This window comes from Vibrio ezurae NBRC 102218 (assembly GCF_000467185.1).
GTDB classification, from domain to species: domain Bacteria; phylum Pseudomonadota; class Gammaproteobacteria; order Enterobacterales; family Vibrionaceae; genus Vibrio; species Vibrio ezurae.
The window spans coordinates 1-21,230 of record NZ_BATM01000008.1; the positions used below are offsets into that span (position 1 = coordinate 1).

20 protein-coding genes are annotated in these 21,230 nt (G+C 45.3%); 14 read left to right on the forward strand and 6 right to left on the reverse strand.

Going from position 1 to position 21,230, the window contains the following annotated elements:
* Positions 1-225: 225 nt before the first annotated feature.
* The 3 genes from VEZ01S_RS03765 to pyrF all read left to right on the forward strand — a co-directional run bounded on the left by VEZ01S_RS03765 (position 226) and on the right by pyrF (position 2,490).
* A complete protein-coding gene (locus VEZ01S_RS03765; RefSeq protein WP_021712676.1) occupies positions 226-531 on the forward strand; it encodes a LapA family protein in 306 nt (101 codons plus the stop codon).
* Between the two features lie 8 nt (positions 532-539).
* A complete protein-coding gene (gene lapB / locus VEZ01S_RS03770; RefSeq protein ID WP_021712677.1) occupies positions 540-1,709 on the forward strand; it encodes a lipopolysaccharide assembly protein LapB in 1,170 nt (389 codons plus the stop codon).
* 88 nt (positions 1,710-1,797) lie between these two features.
* Positions 1,798-2,490: an orotidine-5'-phosphate decarboxylase gene (gene pyrF / locus VEZ01S_RS03775; RefSeq protein WP_021712678.1), complete on the forward strand. Its 693-nt coding sequence runs from the start codon at positions 1,798-1,800 to the stop codon at positions 2,488-2,490.
* A gap of 61 nt (positions 2,491-2,551) precedes the next feature.
* Here pyrF and miaE read toward each other — a convergent pair whose 3' ends face one another.
* The gene (gene miaE / locus VEZ01S_RS03780; protein ID WP_021712679.1) at positions 2,552-3,322 is read right to left on the reverse strand and encodes a tRNA isopentenyl-2-thiomethyl-A-37 hydroxylase MiaE; all 771 of its coding nucleotides are present in this window, start codon (positions 3,320-3,322) and stop codon (positions 2,552-2,554) included.
* A 160-nt stretch (positions 3,323-3,482) separates the two neighbouring features.
* Here miaE and cysB point away from each other — a divergent pair, with 160 nt between their 5' ends.
* Positions 3,483-4,457 carry an HTH-type transcriptional regulator CysB gene (gene cysB / locus VEZ01S_RS03785; RefSeq protein ID WP_021712680.1) on the forward strand — a complete coding sequence of 325 codons (975 nt, stop codon included), beginning with the start codon at positions 3,483-3,485 and terminating at the stop codon, positions 4,455-4,457.
* A 50-nt stretch (positions 4,458-4,507) separates the two neighbouring features.
* The gene (locus tag VEZ01S_RS03790; RefSeq protein ID WP_021712681.1) at positions 4,508-5,698 is read left to right on the forward strand and encodes a methyltransferase; all 1,191 of its coding nucleotides are present in this window, start codon (positions 4,508-4,510) and stop codon (positions 5,696-5,698) included.
* 6 nt (positions 5,699-5,704) lie between these two features.
* Here VEZ01S_RS03790 and ald read toward each other — a convergent pair whose 3' ends face one another.
* Entirely contained in the window at positions 5,705-6,829 is a 1,125-nt protein-coding gene (gene ald / locus VEZ01S_RS03795) for an alanine dehydrogenase (protein WP_021712682.1), read from the reverse strand.
* A 156-nt stretch (positions 6,830-6,985) separates the two neighbouring features.
* Here ald and lrp point away from each other — a divergent pair, with 156 nt between their 5' ends.
* From lrp to serS, 5 genes are all read left to right on the forward strand, one after another.
* Positions 6,986-7,477, forward strand: coding sequence for a leucine-responsive transcriptional regulator Lrp (gene lrp, locus VEZ01S_RS03800; protein WP_021712683.1), 492 nt, complete (start codon positions 6,986-6,988; stop codon positions 7,475-7,477).
* A gap of 122 nt (positions 7,478-7,599) precedes the next feature.
* Positions 7,600-10,920, forward strand: a complete 3,321-nt coding sequence (locus tag VEZ01S_RS03805) for a DNA translocase FtsK 4TM domain-containing protein (RefSeq protein ID WP_040890166.1) — start codon at positions 7,600-7,602, stop codon at positions 10,918-10,920.
* A gap of 32 nt (positions 10,921-10,952) precedes the next feature.
* Positions 10,953-11,555, forward strand: coding sequence for an outer membrane lipoprotein periplasmic chaperone LolA (lolA, locus tag VEZ01S_RS03810; protein ID WP_021712685.1), 603 nt, complete (start codon positions 10,953-10,955; stop codon positions 11,553-11,555).
* 9 nt (positions 11,556-11,564) lie between these two features.
* The gene (locus VEZ01S_RS03815) at positions 11,565-12,911 is read left to right on the forward strand and encodes a replication-associated recombination protein A (protein WP_021712686.1); all 1,347 of its coding nucleotides are present in this window, start codon (positions 11,565-11,567) and stop codon (positions 12,909-12,911) included.
* Between the two features lie 83 nt (positions 12,912-12,994).
* A complete protein-coding gene (gene serS / locus VEZ01S_RS03820; RefSeq protein ID WP_021712687.1) occupies positions 12,995-14,302 on the forward strand; it encodes a serine--tRNA ligase in 1,308 nt (435 codons plus the stop codon).
* Between the two features lie 70 nt (positions 14,303-14,372).
* On the opposite strand, the gene VEZ01S_RS03825 is transcribed toward serS, so the two are convergent.
* The 4 genes from VEZ01S_RS03825 to bioA all read right to left on the reverse strand — a co-directional run bounded on the left by VEZ01S_RS03825 (position 14,373) and on the right by bioA (position 17,402).
* Complete coding sequence (locus VEZ01S_RS03825) at positions 14,373-14,687, reverse strand: helix-turn-helix domain-containing protein (RefSeq protein WP_021712688.1); 315 nt, start codon at positions 14,685-14,687, stop codon at positions 14,373-14,375.
* Positions 14,674-15,006, reverse strand: a complete 333-nt coding sequence (locus VEZ01S_RS03830; protein ID WP_021712689.1) for a type II toxin-antitoxin system RelE/ParE family toxin — start codon at positions 15,004-15,006, stop codon at positions 14,674-14,676. Before VEZ01S_RS03830 ends, VEZ01S_RS03825 begins: the two co-directional genes overlap by 14 nt.
* Before the next feature lie 197 nt (positions 15,007-15,203).
* The gene (locus tag VEZ01S_RS03835) at positions 15,204-15,698 is read right to left on the reverse strand and encodes a hypothetical protein (RefSeq protein ID WP_021712690.1); all 495 of its coding nucleotides are present in this window, start codon (positions 15,696-15,698) and stop codon (positions 15,204-15,206) included.
* A gap of 423 nt (positions 15,699-16,121) precedes the next feature.
* Positions 16,122-17,402 carry an adenosylmethionine--8-amino-7-oxononanoate transaminase gene (bioA, locus tag VEZ01S_RS03840; protein WP_021712691.1) on the reverse strand — a complete coding sequence of 427 codons (1,281 nt, stop codon included), beginning with the start codon at positions 17,400-17,402 and terminating at the stop codon, positions 16,122-16,124.
* Between the two features lie 121 nt (positions 17,403-17,523).
* Here bioA and bioB point away from each other — a divergent pair, with 121 nt between their 5' ends.
* The 4 genes from bioB to bioD are packed head-to-tail and all read left to right on the forward strand — an operon-like array spanning position 17,524 to position 21,215.
* The gene (gene bioB, locus VEZ01S_RS03845; RefSeq protein ID WP_021712692.1) at positions 17,524-18,576 is read left to right on the forward strand and encodes a biotin synthase BioB; all 1,053 of its coding nucleotides are present in this window, start codon (positions 17,524-17,526) and stop codon (positions 18,574-18,576) included.
* Complete coding sequence (gene bioF, locus VEZ01S_RS03850) at positions 18,563-19,747, forward strand: 8-amino-7-oxononanoate synthase (protein WP_021712693.1); 1,185 nt, start codon at positions 18,563-18,565, stop codon at positions 19,745-19,747. Before bioB ends, bioF begins: the two co-directional genes overlap by 14 nt.
* A complete protein-coding gene (gene bioC / locus VEZ01S_RS03855) occupies positions 19,747-20,541 on the forward strand; it encodes a malonyl-ACP O-methyltransferase BioC (protein WP_040890169.1) in 795 nt (264 codons plus the stop codon). Before bioF ends, bioC begins: the two co-directional genes overlap by 1 nt.
* On the forward strand, positions 20,538-21,215 hold the full coding sequence (gene bioD, locus VEZ01S_RS03860; RefSeq protein WP_021712695.1) for a dethiobiotin synthase: 678 nt from the start codon (positions 20,538-20,540) through the stop codon (positions 21,213-21,215). The genes bioC and bioD overlap by 4 nt, the downstream gene beginning before the upstream one ends.
* Positions 21,216-21,230 lie beyond the last annotated feature (15 nt).

Genomic DNA, 21,230 nt, shown 5'->3' on the forward strand with positions numbered 1-21,230 from the left:
ACGATGTATCAAAAAAGTTCTGCCTTGTTCTCATCATTATTATTGCGCTATTTCTGATCACTTACTGAGTGTGATTGGTATGATTGTGCCAAGTGATGCAAACTTAGCGTCAAAATGTCATTTTTGGATACTCAAGTTGATGATAATTATCGATTTAACATGGTGTAGAGTGGCGAATTACTGCATAATCAAAGATATTACACTGATTTTAAAAGGGTCATCCTAGTGAAAATTTTGAAGATAGCGTTGGTGCTGGTTCTGTTTTTAATAGCATTAGCATTAGGCGCACAAAATCAAGAAGTTGTGACTTTTGACTACTTATTAGCAGAAAGTAATTTTCATCTATCCACCTTGATTGGCATTGTATTTGTGACGGGTTTTGTCATTGCGGGAGTTATTTTCGGTAGTATGCTCTTCCGCTCTCGACTTCAGGTAAGAAAGCTTAATCGCAAGCTGAAAAAGCTCACCCCTCAAATTACTCCTGCGACGTCCACCGCGACTGTCCCGGCGACAGATAAGTCTAATAAGTAATTTGCTAAATGCTTGAACTACTGTTTCTACTCTTACCAATTGCAGCAGCCTATGGATGGTACATGGGTCAACGCAGTGCGCGTCAAGATAATCAGAGACAATCCAACCAGATCTCTCGTCAATACGTTCACGGCTTAAACCTATTACTGTCAGAACAGTCTGATAAAGCGGTTGACCACTTTATTGAACTGTTACAGGTGGACGATGAGACCATTGATACCCATTTAGCGCTAGGTAACTTATTTCGTTCAAGAGGTGAGGTAGATAGAGCTATTCGTATTCACCAAAGCCTGATCTCACGTACTGAGTTGACCATAGACCAAAAAAACATTGCCTTGCAGCAGCTGGCGAAAGATTACATGGTGTCCGGTTTTTTGGATCGCGCTGAGAAAATCTATGAGCAGTTGGTGGATGAGCCTGATCATAAAGAGCCAGCACTGCAACAGTTAGTCGCCATCTATCAACAGACTAAAGAGTGGAATAAAGCCATTCACTACGCAGGAATGCTAGTGAAAATGGGTCGTAAAAAAATGCGCACCAGTATCTCGCATTATTGGTGTGAGTTGGCGATTCATGAGAAGGCATTTGGTAAACGTAATAAATGCATTCAATACTTTAAAAAAGCCCTGTCTGAAGACCCTAAATGCGTGCGCGCGAATATTTCTCTTGGCCGCATCTATATGGAAACCGAGGAATATTCAAAGGCGCTGCGCTATTTAGAAGCGATCTTAGCCCAAGACGTGGACTATGTGAGTGAGGTTTTACCGAACATTGCTGATTGCTATCGTCATTTAGGATTAGAGTCAGATTTGCTGTCGTTTCTGCGTCAATGCATGGAGAAAAATGCGGGCGTATCGGTTGAGTTGATGCTGGCACAAATTGTCGCACAACATGAGGGCAGCGTCGCCGCTCAAGAGTTGATGACCCGTCAGCTGACTAAAAACCCAACCATGAAAGGCTTTTATCGCTTGATTGATTATCATGCTGCTGAAGCGGAAGAGGGCAGTGCAAAAGACAGTTTAACCCACCTGCAAGCGATGGTTGGTGAACAACTTAAAGTTAAGCCTCATCATCGATGTCGAAAATGTGGTTATTCTACCCACGCTCTCCATTGGCACTGTCCTTCGTGCCGCAGTTGGGGCAGTATCAAGCCTATTCGTGGCTTAGACGGAGAATAAAAGCCACACTAGCTCTAACATTCTGCTGCATAGGAGGTTAGAATAGGCGTGCTTTACTCTTTATCCCCTCTAATTAGGAGACCCTTCGATGGATCAAAAAGTGATTGTTGCCTTAGACTACGACAACAAAACTGACGCTTTAAACTTTGTTGACCGAATTGACCCTGCTTCTTGCCGCCTTAAAGTAGGCAAAGAAATGTTCACTCTATTTGGCCCTGAGTTTGTAAAACAACTCCATCAGAAAGGCTTTTCTGTATTTCTAGACCTTAAATTTCATGATATCCCTAACACGTGTTCAAAAGCCGTTCGTGCGGCCGCAGAAATGGGTGTGTGGATGGTGAACGTTCACGCCAGTGGTGGCGAGCGCATGATGACAGCTTCACGCGAGATCTTAGAACCCTACGGTAAAGACCGCCCACTATTAATTGGTGTCACCGTATTAACCAGCATGGAACAAGCGGATTTAGCGGGTATTGGCTTAAATGTGCAGCCTGCTGAGCAAGTATTGCGTTTAGCGAATTTGACTAAAAATAGCGGTTTAGATGGCGTGGTATGTTCAGCTCAAGAAGCGAACTTCTTAAAAACTGAACTTGGTCAACAATTTAAACTCGTGACTCCGGGGATTCGTCCTGCGGGTGCTGATGTGGGTGACCAAAAACGCATCATGACACCTGTTGATGCAATTCAGGCGGGGTCTGACTACCTTGTGATTGGCCGTCCAATTACACAAGCAGCTGATCCTGCAAAAGTATTAGCGCAAATTAACGCGACTCTTGCTTAATTGCTAACTAATACCAAGCATGCAGAGCTTCTCTGCATGCTCATTTCACCTTAATTCTTCTCTATAAAACCGCTTCGGCAACCGGCACGCCACTATGAAATTTAAATTCATGGTCGTCAGAGCTGATTAGCTGCGCTTCTACGTTGGCAAAATAGTCAATTCGTTCACTGATATCTTCCCCAGCAATTTGCTCAGCCAAACTTAGGTAATCTTGATAGTGACGCGCCTCAGAGCGAAGTAGCGAAATATAGAAAGTGCGAATATCCTCATCCATATAAGGGGCGAGGGCTGCAAATCGCTCACAAGAACGCGCTTCTATAAAGGCACCGATAATTAATTTATCAATTAAGGTTTGTGGCTCATACGTGCGTACGTGTTTGAGCAACCCTTTGGCGTAACGGCCAGCAGGTACGTGTTGGTATTCAATACCTCTGCTGACCATGATTTCAAGAACTTGGTAAAAGTGATGCAGTTCTTCTTTGATCAATAGCACCATCTTATCGATAAGATCTTGGCTATAAGGAGACTCAGACTGGGCAATAATGCCTTTAGAAATATTACTTTTTCCTTTTAGGCTAGCCAAATCGCCGACGCCTTTATAAGCAAATTCTTCGTAAGGTTTAAACCAGTCCAGCATTTGCTGTTTACTGTCGTTATTCGCGGCGTACTTGCGGATTAAAAACATCGCTGATTGACCGGCTTTTAACTCACACAATAGATGATCAATAAGCACAATCGGTAATCGCTCCGGTTTTTTCGCTTCATCAATCCATTGGGTTGGGGTTGTACAGTTGAGAAATTGGTGAATAGGGGCAAGCAGTTGTTGATACATATGGGGTCCAGAATGAGTTTAGCTAGGGCTAGCCTAAGAAAATTGTCTTGAGATGTCTATAAAGTGATGAATTGTTCATGATAATTAACGAAACTACTATTCAATATATACAAAAAGCGTTATAACTAATCATTATATATAACGGAGTCTGGGACATAATATGAAGCTACAGCAACTAAGATACATTGTAGAAGTTGTTAATCATAACCTGAACGTATCGGCCACTGCTGAAAGTCTTTATACCTCTCAGCCGGGCATCAGTAAACAAGTAAGATTGCTTGAAGATGAACTCGGCGTTCAGGTGTTTGAACGAAGTGGGAAGCACTTGACTCAAGTTACTCCAGCCGGTGGCGAAATCATTAAGATCTCTCGTGAAATTTTATCAAGAGTAGAATCCATCAAGTCGGTGGCCTCTGAGCATACTCATCCAGAAATGGGTACGTTAAACATTACCACCACCCATACTCAAGCGCGTTATGCATTACCTGATGTGATTAAAGGCTTCACTACTCGCTACCCTAAAGTTTCTTTGAACATGCACCAAGGCACGCCTTCACAAATGTCTCAGGCGATAGCCAAAGGCACCGCGAACTTTGCGATTGCAACCGAAGCGCTGCACCTTTATCACGATGCGATTATGTTGCCGTGCTATCACTGGAACCGTTCAATCGTTGTAACTCGTGACCATCCTTTAGCAGCAAAATCTCACGTTACGATTGAAGATCTTGCCGCCTATCAGCTGGTCACTTATGTGTTTGGCTTTACTGGGCGTTCTGAGCTAGATACCGCGTTTAACGCGGCAGGATTAACCCCAAGAATCGTGTTTACTGCCACTGACGCCGATGTCATTAAAACTTACGTACGTATGGGCATTGGTGTGGGTGTTATCGCTAGTATGGCGATTGATGCGGAGCAAGATAAAGATTTGGTGGCCATTGATGCCAGTCATATTTTTGGCGCGAGTACGACAAGTATTGGCTTTAGACGAGGCACTTTCTTAAGAAGCTATATGTTCGACTTTGTCGAGCGTTTCGCCCCTCATTTAACGCGACCAGTCGTAGAGCAGGCGATTTCATTGAAAAATAATCATGAAGTCTCTGAAATGTTCAAAGATATCGAACTTCCTATTCGTTAATCATTTCTAATTGGCAGACTTCCCTCTAGAATACTCCGCTAGGGGGAAGCATGCGCACTCAATATATTCAACTCGATCACTTACTGCTTAAGCATCAACACTATTGGCGCTTTGAGCCTTTTCACGCCAGTCAAACGGTAGAGCATCGTTTTACTCAAACAGCATTGGGTACATGGCTTGATAGCCTCTCTATGTCGGATGTACAGCGTCTAAAGCAAGACTTACCCAGTATCTTGTGCCAGTTAAGCGAGTATCTGCCACAACTGCCTGAATTGACCCAGCTTTGCCTGTTGGAAAAAAGTACCAGTATGCCATTGGCGCTGAACTCGCATTTAAGTTCAGGCATACCGGGACGCAAACTGTCGCAAATTGCCGCTATGGGGGCAGAGGCTTTGGGCACCCATCATGGCAGTGAATGGTTGGAATGGTGCGCAGGTAAGGGATTTTTAGGACGCATTTTAGCGCATCATTCAGAGCAGGATGTAACCAGTTTTGAGTGGCAAGAGTCCTTGTGTCAGCAAGGTCAACTTGATGCGAATAAACAACAGCTTCCGCTACGTTTTGTACAAGGGGATGCGTTTGATTGTGACCATCAGCAGGTTTTTAATGAGCATCAGCATGCGGTAGCCTTACACGCCTGTGGTGATTTACATGTGCGCTTAATGCAACATGCGAGTCACTACCAACTTCCCGCTCTGTCTATCGCGCCGTGCTGTTATCATTTGATACAAGAGGATGCCTATCAGCCATTGTCCGACATTGGTAAAAGCTCCTTGCTCGCACTGTCAAAAGCTGAGCTTCGTATACCACTTCAAGAAACCGTAACTGGGGGAGAGCGAGTACAAAAGCACCGCTTCTTAGAAATGAGTTATCGGCTGGGTTTAGATGAGTTATTACGCCGCGAGCTTGATTTTAAAGAGTACCAACCGATTCCAAGTGTGAAAAAATCACAGTTACAGCTAGGGTTTCATGCATTTTGTCAGTGGGCGACTGAGCGCAAGGGATTGGCGTTACCCGATTGCGATTTTGCTCATTATCAAACACTGGGTGAGCAGCGCTTTGTGAGAATGGAGAAGCTAAGCCTAGTGCAAATGGCTTTTCACCGCCCGTTAGAGCTGTGGTTGGTAATGGATAAAGCGTTGTTTTTGAAAGAACGTGGTTATCGAGTGAATCTAACGGAATTTTGCGACAAAAAAATAACACCGCGTAATATTTTAATACACGCGGTGTTATCTAGATAAACAGAATTAGTGGACTTTTGCGATGGCTTCCGCTGGATCTACGTATTCTAGGTCAAAATTCTCAGCCACTTCTTTGCAGGTGACCATGCCGTGAATGACATTTAGACCATTTAAGAAGCCTTGATCTTCAGTTAACGCGTCTTTATAACCTTTGTTCGCCAGTCGCAGAATATACGGCAAGGTGGCATTATTTAGGGCGTAAGTAGAGGTTCTTGCTACGGCGCCTGGCATATTAGCCACACAATAATGCACTACATCGTCCACTAGGTAGATAGGGTCGGCGTGTGTCGTAGCGTGCGAGGTTTCAAAACAGCCTCCCTGATCGATCGCTACATCCACAACGGCTGCACCCGGTTTCATAGATTTTATGTGTCTTTTTGTTACAAGCTTCGGTGCGGCAGCGCCAGGGATAAGCACAGCGCCTATGACTAAGTCAGCGTCAAGAACATGACGATTTAGCGCCTCTTCTGTGGAGTAAACCACTTTTGCTCGCCCTTGGAATTCTTCATCCAATGCACGCAGTGTGTGCATATTGCGATCTAAGATAGTGACGTCAGCACGCATACCGACCGCCATTCTAGCGGCGTTTGAACCCACCACACCACCACCAATCACGACCACTTTTGCCGGCTCCACACCCGGTACGCCACCAAGCAGTAAACCGCGTCCAGCATTAGATTTTTCTAATGCTTGAGCACCCGCTTGAATTGACATTCTGCCAGCCACTTCCGACATTGGCGCTAAAAGAGGTAACTGATTTAAGTGGTCGGTCACGGTTTCATATGCAATGCATACCGCTTTGCTATTGATTAGTTCCTCAGTTTGTGGAAAATCAGGAGCTAAGTGTAAATAAGTAAACAATATTTGCCCTTCGCGAAGCATTGCTCGTTCGATGGCTTGAGGTTCTTTTACCTTTACGATCATCTCGGCTTGAGCAAAAATTTCCGTTGCGGTTGGAAGAATGGATGCACCTGCTGCGATATAATCATCGTCGCTGAAACCAATGCCCGAACCGGCTTGCGTTTCAACGATGACTTGATGCCCGTTAGAGGTCACTTCTCTTACGCTATCTGGGACCATACCTACTCGATATTCATGGTTCTTGATCTCTTTAGGGATACCAATGATCATCCTGACTCCTTATTGTTTTATAGTTGTATTAGCTGTATATCTAGCTCTTATTGGGTGTTATCTACTAGTATAGTGTTATTTATATAAAATTTGATGCTGAATATTTTAATATTGTAGTGTATGTTGTTGCAAGGAAGTAAAAAGGTGGAGCAAAGCATGATAGAAGCGAGTAAACCGTCCAAGGAACTGGATCGTATAGACAGAAATATTCTTAGTGAATTACAAAAAGATGGTCGAATTTCGAATGTAGAACTGTCTAAACGAGTTGGTTTATCTCCAACGCCTTGTTTGGAAAGGGTGCGACGTTTAGAGCGTCAAAACTATATTTTAGGATATACCGCGCAATTAAACCCACAATACCTAGACGCATCACTATTGGTGTTTGTCGAAATCACTCTCAACCGTGGCGCGCCGGATGTATTTGAACAGTTCAATGAAGCGGTACAAAAACTGGATGATATTCAGGAATGTCATTTAGTGTCGGGCGACTTTGATTACTTGTTAAAAACTCGAGTATCAGATATGGGAGCCTACCGTAAATTGTTAGGAGATACTCTTCTTCGTTTACCGGGTGTTAATGACACTCGTACATATGTTGTCATGGAAGAAGTGAAACAGAGCAACAACTTGGTTATCAAAACTCGTTAAATGACTATTCCCCAAGGTTCTATTTGGGTTTTTGCCTCTGCATGTGTTTAAATGAAGGTAATCATGGGCGACAGTAGTCGCTCATGTTATTTTTGTCCGACCTAGACTCACATGCAATGGATATGTTGAAAAGAAATCCTAAAATTCGAACGATAGTTCACACGTCTCCAAAAAAATCGACTACTCATCTGTCAGGCATACAACGCTTGCGCGAAGGGTGCTTAATTATTGGGGTACTCATGGCCGTCTTAATGGCGGTATCTTTGATGTCATTTAACCCAGCTGATCCTTCTTGGTCACAGACCGCATGGGGTAGCGACGTTGCCAATGCGGGTGGACTGCTAGGTGCATGGGTCGGTGATACACTGCTATTTACCTTTGGTGTACTGGCTTACTTTATTCCGCCCATCATTATTTTATTGTCTTGGATTGTGTTTCGTAAACGTTCGCAGACTGAGCCAATTGATTTGATGTTGTGGGCAACAAGGTTGCTTGGTGGCGCACTATTGATAGTGACAAGCTGTGGTCTAGCGGACTTAAACTTTGATGATATCTGGTATTTCTCATCGGGTGGTGTTGTTGGTGATGTGATCGCAAGCCTTGCCTTGCCAACCTTAAACACATTGGGCACTACATTAGCATTGCTCTTTATCTGGGGCGCATCCTTCACGTTATTTACCGGTCTTTCTTGGTTATCTATGGTTGAGCACATAGGGCAGGGGACACTATCCTTGATTAGCTCGTGCCTAAACTTTGTTCGTGGTGATAAAGAGCAAGTGATAGAGCCAACTCGTCTTGATGATCAAAAACTGGTTTACGCGGATACTACCCCAGAAGTGACTGCGCCAATGGACAGTGATGATTCGGTACCGAGCATTTCTACGGCAGATACGGCCTCTGAAGATGAGCCTTATAAGATCTATATGCCAGAGAGCAATGATGACGATACGTTTGCCTTTGATCGCGTAAATAACCTAAATGCGCCTATCGATCAGCTAGAGCGTGATGCGCAATTGGCAAACGATTATGTCGATCTAGATCCATTGATGGATGAAATGCCTCCGCTTGATACTCCGATCGTCACATCAGCAGCGCAAGGTGCAGCAGCACCATCGGCATCAATACCGGAGCACGCACCGGTTGCCCAGAATACGCAACCCACACAACAATCGCAGCAAGGTATAGCATCTAACGATATTGCTGTGCCTAATCCAGTGCAGTCGCAAACTGCGCATGCAGCGGCAGGCACGCTTGCAAGTGCTGTCGTCGGCGCTGCTGCATCACAAGTGGCGGCAACACAATCCGCGCCAGTAGGGGAAACACCGATTTACGAAAGTGCATCAACTGGCGTGAATCATGCGGACTTTGAAGCCACAACTATCCAAGATGATGATATTGAATTGGATGATGGCTTTACTGACTTTGACATCGATGAAGGTGACAAAGTGACGCCAAGTTTCTCTTCGCACAGCTTTGATGAAGTGGACGATAACGCAAGCACCATTGAACTTGAAAATGAGTTAGATGAGCCGTCTACGCCAGAAATGACCTTGGATGAACACACCGCAGTACACTCGGCGGGACACACTGAAGCGCAATTCGAAGCGCAAGAAGAATTTATAGAACCACAGCCAGTCGCTGCTTACGCTGCTGAGTCTGAAGTTATCGAAGAACCTCAGCCACTGCACGCTGAGCAAGATCAACCTTTCAATGAGCACGTATCTTCGGAAACGCCGTTGCAGCCTGCACCTGAAGCAGTAACAGAAGCAGAGCCAATGGCTGAAGCATTAGCTGTTGAGCATGAGCCAGCCGTTGATGATGAGCCTGTTGTTGAAGAAATGAGTGAGGCGGAAGCTTTTGCCAAACAAGTAGAAAGAGCAAGAGCTCGTGATGCGGCATCGCAAAACCCGTTCTTAATTCGTCAAGATGAGAATTTGCCGGCGGTCACGACACCACTGCCAACGCTGGAACTGCTTTATCACCCTGAGAAGCGTGAAAACAATATTGACCGAGAAGCCTTGCAAGGCATTGCTCGCTTGGTGGAATCAAAACTGGCGGATTATAAAATAAAAGCAACTGTGGCCGGTATTTTCCCTGGTCCGGTAATCACACGCTTTGAACTTGATCTCGCGCCTGGGGTCAAAGTGTCTAGAATCTCAAGTTTATCAATGGATTTGGCTCGTTCACTGTCTGCGTTAGCGGTACGTGTGGTTGAAGTTATTCCGGGTAAACCTTATGTGGGTCTAGAGCTGCCGAACATGACGCGTCAGACCGTGTACTTATCTGATGTGATTAGCAGCCCGCAATTCCAAGAAAATACATCACCAACCGCGGTGGTATTAGGTCAGGACATTGCAGGCGATGCAGTGGTTGCTGATTTAGCAAAAATGCCACACGTATTGGTTGCTGGTACCACAGGTTCTGGTAAGTCGGTGGGTGTGAACGTCATGATTCTGAGTATGTTGTATAAATCAACGCCAGAAGACGTTCGCTTCATCATGATCGATCCAAAAATGCTGGAGCTATCCATCTACGAAGGTATTCCGCATCTTCTTTCAGAAGTTGTGACGGATATGAAAGATGCATCCAATGCATTGCGTTGGTGTGTTGGCGAGATGGAACGCCGTTATAAACTGATGTCAGCATTAGGCGTTCGTAACCTAAAAGGTTTCAACGACAAATTGAAAATGGCGGCCGATGCAGGTTACCCAATTCAAGACCCATTATGGAAGCCGGGCGATAGCATGGACGAAGAAGCGCCTATGCTAGAAAAACTGCCTTATATCGTGGTGATTGTGGATGAATTTGCCGACCTGATTATGGTAGTCGGTAAAAAAGTCGAAGAGTTGATTGCTCGTATCGCGCAAAAAGCACGTGCGGCAGGTATTCACCTTGTATTGGCAACGCAACGTCCATCGGTAGATGTAATTACCGGTTTGATTAAAGCCAATATCCCAACGCGTGTGGCGTTTACGGTTTCTACCAAAACCGATTCGCGTACCATTTTGGATCAAGGTGGCGCTGAATCCTTACTGGGTATGGGTGATATGTTGTATTTACCACCGGGTTCAAGCCATACCATTCGTGTACACGGGGCATTTGCCTCCGATGATGATGTGCATGCGGTCGTGAATGACTGGAAAGCGCGTGGTAAACCACGTTACATCGAAGAGATCACTAAAGGTGAACCTTCACCGGATACGCTATTACCGGGTGAAAAAATGGAAGGTGACGAAGACACTGACCCATTATTTGACCAAGTGGTTGAGCATGTCACAGAAACGCGTCGCGGTTCTGTGTCAGGCGTGCAACGTCGCTTCAAAATCGGTTATAACCGAGCAGCACGTATTGTTGAGCAATTAGAAGCTCAAGGTATTGTTTCGGCGCCAGCACACAACGGTAATCGTGAGGTGCTTGCGCCACCTCCAATTAAAGATATGTAATGGGCCTTTTGGCCCAGTTTTCAGAGAGTAATATGAAAAAACTATTAATTAGCGTTTTAGTGTTAGTTTCCAGCGCAGCCTTTGCCAATCCTCAACAAGAGTTGGTTCAGCGCCTTGATAAAACCGATGGTTTTACCGCCAATTTTGCGCAAACTGTGGTCAGCCCTGACAACGAAGTGGTTATGCAAGGTACTGGCACCGTTGAAATTGCCAGACCGAGCATGTTCCGTTGGTCAACGAACGCTCCAGATGAAAACCTGTTGGTGTCTGATGGTGAAACGCTTTGGTATTACAGCCCATTCATTGAGCAAGTGAGCATTTACAAGCAAGAGCAAGCCTCTGAGCAAACGCCGTTTGTACTGTTAACTCGCAACAAAGCCAGCGATTGGGATAAATACAGCGTGGAACAAAACGGTGACAGCTTCACCTTAACACCAACTGATAAAGCTTCAACACAAGGTCAGTTCCAGCTAAACATCGATAAAGCTGGTGAGATCTCAGGCTTTAACGTGATTGAGCAAGACGGTCAGCGCAGTAAATTCACGTTCAGTGATTATCACTCGCAAGTGTCACCAAAAAGTCGCTTTGTATTTACTGTCCCAAATGGGGTAGAAGTTGATGATCAGCGAAACTAAGTCGCTATCATGAGCAATATGCAGTTTGATTTTTCATCGGGCGAAGACTTTCGCCCGTTAGCCGCTCGAATGCGTCCTCGCACCCTTGAAGAGTACATCGGTCAGCAACATGTATTAGGGCCGGGTAAACCTCTCTACAGAGCCTTACAGGCCGGCCAACTGCACTCCATGATTTTATGGGGGCCTCCGGGCACAGGTAAAACCACCTTAGCCGAAGTAGCAGCCAGTTATGCCGATGCCCGTGTTGAGCGAGTCTCAGCGGTCACCTCTGGGGTGAAAGACATTCGCGCCGCCATCGAAAAAGCTCGTGATAATAAACTTGCCGGTCATCGCACCATCTTATTTGTCGACGAAGTACATCGCTTCAATAAAAGTCAGCAAGACGCCTTTTTGCCACACATTGAAGACGGCACTGTGACATTTATTGGTGCCACCACCGAAAACCCGTCTTTTGAGCTTAATAACGCACTGCTGTCTCGCGCTCGCGTGTACAAGCTAGGCTCGTTAAACACCCAAGATATTGAACAGGTGATAGAGCAAGCCTTAAATGACGAAGAGCGAGGCTTAGGCAAGCTACAGGCTCAGTTTATCGACGAAAGTGATAAACGCCTTGCCGAGCTTGTCAGTGGCGATGCGCGTATGGCGCTGAACTATCTTGAATTGCTTTTCGATATGGCACCGGAAAAGAACTCAGTCAAACAGATAGACCTTGAGTTATTGGCGCAGGTGGCTGGCTCTAAAGTGGCTCGCTTTGATAACAAAGGCGATATTTGGTACGACCTTATTTCAGCGGTGCATAAATCCATTCGCGGCTCTGATCCCGATGGCGCTCTGTATTGGAGCGCGCGCATGCTCAAAGCAGGATGCGATCCTTTATATATTGCGCGCCGTTTATTAGCCATTGCCTCTGAAGATATTGGCAACGCCGACCCAAGAGCGATGCAAGTGGCAATCAGTGCATGGGATTGTTTTACTCGTATTGGCCCTGCCGAAGGCGAGCGTGCCTTAGCACAAGCGGTGGTGTATTTGGCCTGTGCACCTAAAAGTAACGCGGTGTACAAAGCATGGAAACAAGCCTTGCAAGATGCCGAAGATACCTCTGAGCTTGAAGTGCCTCATCACTTACGCAATGCTCCTACTAAGCTAATGCAAGATTTAGGCTATGGGGAAGGGTATCGATATGCTCATGATGAACCGGGCGCCTATGCCGCAGGTGAGAGCTATTTCCCGCCAGAGATGCGTGACACCCGTTACTATTTTCCAGAAAACCGTGGCTTAGAAAGCAAAATTGCTGAAAAGCTGAACTATCTACATTCATTAGACGAAAAAAGCACACGAAAGCGCTACAAAAAGTAGTGGTTTTTCGCTATCTTTGTTCGATTGAATTTTTCCCTTTTTAGCTCCTTGAGAGTTATCGTTAACTACACGCAGGATTAGCAATGCTAGATTCTAAATTATTTCGTACAGAGCTGGACGAAACAGCAGCAAAACTAGCCCGTCGAGGTTACACCTTAGACGTTGATACCATTCGCCAACTGGAAGAACAGCGTAAAGCGATTCAAGTTGATGTTGAGAACTTGCAATCCACGCGTAACTCCATCTCCAAGCAAATTGGTCAAAAGATGGCTGCTGGCGATAAAGCAGGCGCTGAAGAAATCAAAAAACAAATCGGTACTCTAGGCTCAGATTTAGATGCGAAGAAAGTAGAGCTAGCAGAAGTGCTTTCTCAGCTAGAAGACATCACTCTTTCTGTTCCAAACTTGCCAGATGACTCTGTACCAACAGGTAAAGACGAAAACGAAAATGTTGAAGTGACTCGTTGGGGCACACCAAAAGAGTACGACTTTGAAGTGAAAGATCACGTTGATCTTGGTGAACTTGCAGGCGGTCTAGATTTCGCAAGCGCAACTAAAATCACTGGTGCTCGTTTCATCGTGATGAAAGGCCAATTTGCGCGTCTACACCGCGCGATTGCACAGTTTATGCTAAACCTTCACACTGAAGAGCACGGCTACACAGAAATGTACGTACCGTACCTAGTAAACTCAGACAGCCTATTTGGTACTGGTCAATTACCTAAATTTGGTGAAGACCTATTCCACACAGAACCACTGACTGAAAAAGTAAACGATGAAGAGCCACGTAAACTGTCTTTGATTCCTACAGCAGAAGTACCAGTGACTAACATGGTACGTGACACCATCGTTGATGAAGCAGATCTGCCAATCAAGATGACGGCACACACACCATGTTTCCGCTCTGAAGCGGGTTCTTACGGTCGTGATACTCGCGGTCTTATCCGCATGCACCAATTCGACAAAGTTGAACTTGTGCAAATCACTCGTCCAGAAGATTCAATGGATGCGCTAGAAGAGCTAACAGGCCACGCTGAGAAAGTACTGCAATTGCTAGAACTTCCTTACCGTAAAGTGGTGCTTTGTACGGGTGATATGGGCTTCGGCGCTCGTAAAACTTACGACCTTGAAGTTTGGGTTCCAGCGCAAAAAACATACCGTGAAATTTCTTCATGTTCAAACACATGGGATTTCCAAGCACGTCGTATGCAAGCTCGCTTCCGTCGTAAAGCTGAGAAGAAACCAGAGTTGCTACACACACTAAACGGTTCAGGCCTTGCTGTAGGTCGTACTATGGTTGCTATCTTAGAAAACAACCAACAAGCAGACGGTCGCATCGAGATCCCTGCGGTACTACAACAGTACATGGGCGGATTAACTCATATCGGTTAATTCTGCTAGGTTGTAAAAACCGGCTGACTTATTTGAAACCACCTAGCAGTATTGTTAGGTGGTTTTTTTGTTATAGCTCAGCTATCTGTGAGAGAGTTTCTGGATGACGCTGAACCAATTTTAGAAGGGTTATCGCTTGTCCATTTGGTGCGCTACGCCCTTGTTCCCAATTTTCTAATGTACGAGATGAGGTATGCAGTAAACGCGCAAACACACCACGAGACATATTAAATTGTTCACGAATACTCACGATCTCATTAGGTGAAATATCTAACTCACCGATATCGTTAACTTGGTAGGTTTTAAGGGTTAACTTACCCTCAGAATGTTCTTTAGCCTCAATAAGAGCTGAACTTAACTCTGTAAACAGATCACGACTGCTCATTACGCCACGCCTCCATAAAAGCTTTCAATTGTTTCTTCTGGTCTGCGGTTAAATCAGACATTTCATTCTTGCCATAAATCGTCAGCAAGTAGAACCGACGCTTTTCGTCGAGGAAATAATAGATAACACGAGAGCCGCCACGCTTGCCTTTGCCTTTACTTGCAACTCTAATTTTCCGCAAACCACCTGTACCTTGAATTACGTCACCTTGTTTCGGGTTAGACATTAACTCAGATTGAAAAAGCCTAAACTCATCATCGCTGAGATATTCATTACGGTACTTTTCAAATATGGTTGATTCGACAAATATACTTTTCATATGCAAAGTATACGCAACTAACGTATAGATAGTAAAGCTATACGTGATTAACGTAGTTATGATTTTTAAGAAGGCGGGGTTGGGTTGAGCTATCACGCTTTGTTAAGCGGCAATAAAGCAGGGTCAGGACTTGAATTTTGCGTTTGAAGGTTTACTTTGTGCAAAAAGAAAGACCTGACCCCATTTACTTCCCGAGTTTACCACTTGGGGACCATACTCAAAGCAGAAGTAATTTGATCTCTTGCCGCTTCACCAAATAGATGAGTATTTTCTATCAGCATATTAACTGCAGCTCCATTAGAAGCAATTTGCTTGCGAATACGTTCTTTTGCTGCAAAAGCTGGTTTCTGACGTTTATAAACGTCTTCCCACCAATCTCGACCATATCTATTTATGAGACTATTTTTAATTGATTTAAAACGCTCTCTACTTCGAACACCCTCAGCAGACACTAAAACGCTTGCCCAAATCATGCGCTTTTGTAAATCATTTGGAATCCAACTTTGACGTTGAAGATCGGAAATCACATCAGGATGAACGTAAAGCGTGTTCTCAGAAACCTTTCGTGCAATCCACAAAGTTTGAGCACGTTCAAAAGCTAATTTCTTATCCTGAGGACTAAAATCTTGGCTATATTCTTTCCAAGTTTCTAGCTCATCAATTAATGCCAATTTCTTAATTAATTCTTCCAAGACTAAAGTCCTCCGAGAACGTATAACATTCTTAATAACAGATCTGCTTGCCCAACTTTCATTCAACATACCATAACTAATTGAAATGTAATGCATATACTCAACATTTCGTATTCTGTCTTTACATAAAAACGAGTGTTCGTGTTATCACTTTTTAACAATGCACGTTACCTTAGGGATAACAGAGATAATTCTATAATTAATCATTGTTATTCAATAGCTTAACATGTATTCATGCTCCTTGTTGAGAGGGGTTAGCGACTCTATTCAGCTTTCTAATGATTATTTAAAGTAAATGACAGTGCTACATAGGCAGAACCTTGCTCGGAATAAGGTTCTGCCATCAAATATTGCCAATAGCGGTTTATTTAGATGGATAGGGGATGAGCTTTTTGTTTAGCGGTGTGCACTAACCAGCAACCACTACAACTGAAAATTATCAGGATCAGCGACCGCACTCTCAACAGCATCTATCAAGCGCGCTAATTCGTCTGGCTGGATAATGTAAGGAGGCATCATATAGATAAGTCGTCCAAACGGACGTATCCACACGCCATGCTCCACAAAGTGCGCTTGAATGCGTTGCATGTTGACGACTTGATAAGTTTCGATGACGCCAATTGCGCCTAAATAACGAATATCTTTCACCATCGGCTGTGCTTTTAGCTTGGGTAGTGATTCGGCAAAGATGGATTCAATTTGCGTGACTTGCTTGTGCCATTCACCCGTTTGCAATAGCGACAAACTTGCGGTTGCCACGGCGCAGGCGAGTGGGTTGCCCATAAAGGTTGGGCCATGCATAAAGCATTGCGCTTCACCTGAGCAGACGGTATTGGCTACTTTTTTGCTAGTCAGGGTAGCAGAGAGCGTCATGTAGCCACCCGTTAGCGCTTTACCAACACATAAGATATCTGGCTGTATATCGGCATGTTCAACGGCGAACATTTTGCCAGTGCGGCCAAAGCCTGTGGCGATTTCATCGGTGATCAGCAACAGATCATATTGGTCGCATAATTCACGCACTCGCTTGAGATAGGTGGGGTGGTAAATACGCATTCCGCCAGCCCCTTGCACAATTGGTTCAAGGATAATGGCCGCAACTTCTTGATGATGCAGTGCTAATGCATCAACTAGCGGAGCGGTATCGGATTCATCCCAAGTATCAAAGAAGCCCGTCTTTGGCGACTCAACAAAGATATGTTCAGGCAAAAAGCCTTTATACAGGGAGTGCATTGAATTATCAGGGTCGGTTACGGACATAGCGGCAAAAGTATCGCCGTGATAGCCGTGTCTAAGCGTGAGAAACTTAGCGCGTTTTTCGCCTTTTGCGTGCCAGTATTGCAATGCCATTTTTAAGCTGACTTCCACTGCGACCGAACCCGAATCGGCAAGAAAGATATGCTCAAGATTATCAGGGGCGAGATCTAATAGCTTTTTACCGAGCTCTATTGCCGGCTGATGGGTGATTCCGCCAAACATCACATGCGACATAGCATCGATTTGCTGATGAGCCGCCTCGTTTAATGCAGGATGTGAGTAACCATGAATCGCTGACCACCAAGAAGACATGCCATCAATTAACTCTCGTCCATCTTCTAAGGTCAATTTGACGCCAGAAGCTGAGGTGACTGGGTAACAGGGGAGAGGGTTAAGGGTTGAGGTATACGGGTGCCAAAGGTGGTTTTTGTCGAAGTCTAAATCCATAAAAGCGCTCAAATTGTACAATTAGTGTTCGTTAGTAAACAAAGTTACCTTTGTGATGTTGACAGTGTATCGCTTCGGGTTAGACTAGCCAAGCATCAAAACAGCCCAAAAGGATAACAGCGTGGAAGTTCGCCATGACTGGACAGTTGCAGAAGTCCAACAATTACTCGATTTACCTTTTATGGATTTGCTCTATCAAGCGCAGACCATTCATCGAAAGCACCAGCAACATAACTATGTGCAGGTCAGTACCTTACTTTCAATAAAAACAGGCGCTTGCCCAGAAGATTGTAAGTATTGTCCGCAAAGTGCCCATTACCGCACTGATGTTGATAAAGAGCGTTTGATGGAAGTTGAGCGAGTGCTTGAAGCCGCTGAGAAAGCGAAAAACTCAGGTTCAACGCGTTTTTGTATGGGCGCAGCATGGAAAAATCCAAAAGCGCGCGATATGCCGTTATTAACGGACATGATCAAAGGCGTGAAATCCATGGGCTTAGAAACCTGTATGACGCTGGGCATGTTAACCCCAGAGCAAGCCTCTGAGCTCTCCACCGCTGGCCTTGATTATTACAATCATAACTTGGACACCTCTCCAGAATATTACGGCAACATCATTACCACTCGCACCTATCAAGACCGTTTAGACACGCTCTCTCACGTGCGTGATGCCGGAATGAAAATCTGTTCTGGTGGCATTATCGGTTTGGGTGAAGGTTCAGCCGATCGCGCTGGGCTGTTAGTGGAGCTAGCCAATTTACCTGTGCACCCAGAAAGTGTGCCAATCAATATGCTAGTGAAAGTAAAAGGCACGCCACTGGAAAACGTGGAAGATGTCGACCCATTTGAATTTATTAAACTTATTGCGATTGCTCGCATCATCATGCCGCAATCGGCGGTACGTCTTTCAGCAGGACGTGAAAGCATGAACGAGCAAATGCAAGCGCTGTGCTTTATGGCGGGTGCAAACTCCATCTTCTACGGTTGTAAGTTGCTGACTACGCCAAACCCTGATGAAGACAGCGACATGCAGCTGTTTAAAAAGCTTGGCATTAATACCATTGCCACCAGTCAAAAGCCCGATGAAATTCAAGAGCAAGATTTGCTTGAGCAAGTGAATGAGCGCGTGGCGGCAAGACCAAGTAAAGACGATTTGTTCTACGATGCAACCGTTTGAGTCGCGCCTATTTGAATCTCGTATCGACAAGGCATTGCAGCAACGTAAAGAGCAGGGCCTTGTTCGAACGTTAAATCCTATCGTGGGTGGCAACACCGATACCATTATTGTGGATGATACGGCGTTTGTTAATTTCTCCAGTAATGACTATTTAGGGTTGGCAGACGAGCAGAGCATTAAAAGTGCGTGGAAATCCGCCATTGACGAGTACGGCGTGGGTAGCGCCGCATCGCCAATGGTGACTGGGCATTCATTTGCTCACCAAGCATTGCAGGAAACGTTGTGTCACTGGCTTGGGTTTGAACAAGCACTGCTGTTTAACTCTGGCTTTAGTGCCAATCAAGCCGCGCTGTTTACCTTGTTGAAAAAAAACGACATCGTCTTGCAAGATAAGCTCAATCACGCCTCCTTGATGGAAGCGGGGATGCTAAGCCCTGCTAAAATGCTTCGTTTTTCGCATAATCGAACGGATAAGTTGCAGTCTCTACTTCAAAAATCAGGCCCCAGTTTAGTGATTACTGAAGGGGTCTTTAGTATGGATGGAGATCGTGCTCCTCTGGCGAACATAGAGACTCTTTGTCAGCAACATGATGCTTGGTTGATGGTCGATGATGCACACGGCATTGGCGTATTGGGCGAGCAAGGTCGCGGCAGTTGTAGCGCTATGGGCGTTAAGCCGAACCTCTTAGTCGTCACTTTTGGCAAAGCCGTTGGCGTGCAGGGGGCCGCGATTCTATGCGATAGCCAAACCGGCGAGTACTTACGTCAATATGCACGCCATTTTGTTTATTCAACCGCTATGCCTGCCGCGCAAGCGGTGGCGATTACCCGTTCAATCGAGTTAATTCAAACTCAGGATTGGCGTCATGAAAACCTGAGCAACCTATTAAGTACTTACGCTAAGCACTTAGGTCACCTGCCGGGGTACGTTGCAACGGATACACCCATTAAACCGTACTTGGTCGGCTGTTCTCAACGAGCGATGCAACTGGCTGAGTATTTACGTGAGCAGGGCTTTTGGACGACGGCCATTCGTCCGCCAACAGTGCCACAGGGCAGTGCGCGAATTCGCATTACTTTGTCTGCAAAGCATGACGCGCTGCAAATCATCAATTTAGCGCAAGCCATTGAAAGCTTTGAAGCGCTTAATTCCAGTAAGAGTTCATTATGATGTCGGAGCACAGTGGTTTGAATCTCACCGCCGATAAGCTGGCGATTGCGTCAGCATTTGGACGAGCGGCAACGCATTATGACAAGCACGCGCAGCTGCAACGAGATGTGGTAGAGAAACTGTTGCAAAAACTGCCACCTTGTCTTATCGGTGTATCCATTTTGGATGTGGGCTGCGGCACAGGGTATTTAACACAGAAGCTGATTGAGCGAGGTGCCACGGTAACGGCGCTGGATCTGTCTGAGAAAATGCTCGAGCAAGCTCGTAGGCGTTGCCAAGATAGCGCCAGCTACTGTGTAGGGGATGCGGAATCACTGCCGTTTGCCGATGCTGATTTTGACTATGTTGTCTCAAGCCTAGCGTTGCAATGGTGTAATGACTTGAGCGTACCAGCCACAGAACTGCTCAGAGTCTGTAAATCTGGCGGTGAAGTGTTGTTTTCAACCTTGGCTGACGGCTCTTTATTTGAACTCAAAGAGGCGTGGAAGTGTGTGGATCACTACCCACATGTAAAAGAGTTCATTTCTGATAAAGCGATAAATATTGCGTTAGCTCAAGCGAATGGTAATTGCTATCAAGTAGACTCGATAACGATGACATATTGGTACGACAGTGCGTTTAGCCTGATGAAAGATTTAAAAGGCATAGGCGCTACACAACTTGACGGGCGTTCTCAAGGACTCACAAAACGAAGCACCCTCATGCAAGTGGAACAAGCGTATCAAAGTCTCTTTCAAGATGATCTCAAATTACCGGCAACTTATCGCGTTTGCCTAGGGTTAATAAAGAAATGAAAAAGACGTTTTTTGTTGCAGGTACGGACACCGATGTAGGTAAAACCGTTGTATCACGAGGTTTGCTACAGGCACTTCAAGCCAAAGGATTTTCTACGATTGGTTTTAAGCCCATTGCTGCGGGCTGTGAATCCACAGAGCAAGGGTTGAGAAATTCCGATGCTTTATATTTGCAAGCCGCTGCGACAGTTGACTTGCCGTATGAAGAGGTCAACCCAGTCGCCTTGCTAACTCCAGCTTCACCACATATTGCCGCGCCGATTGATAACACGGATATCGACACCGAGTTTTTTTCACAAAAGCTGCATCAGCATCAAGAGAATGCAGACGTGGTTTTAGTTGAAGGCGCGGGTGGTTGGCGCGTACCCATTGGTGCAGGTTGCTATCTCTCACAATGGGCAGTGACGGAAAAACTGCCTGTAATTTTGGTTGTTGGCGTGAAGCTAGGTTGTTTAAACCACGCAGTGTTAACAGCTGAAGCCATTCGCAACGATGGTTTAGAGGTTGTTGGCTGGGTCGCAAATCGCGTGAACCCATGTGAAGAATACTACCAAGAAATCATTGCCTTTTTGCAAGATCATATCGGCGCACCAAAAATTGGAGAGATCCCTTACATGCGCAGTGTGAAGAAAAAGGACATTAGCGAATACATCAATCTTGATGCGATCTTATAATTTGTTTTTTGTAGT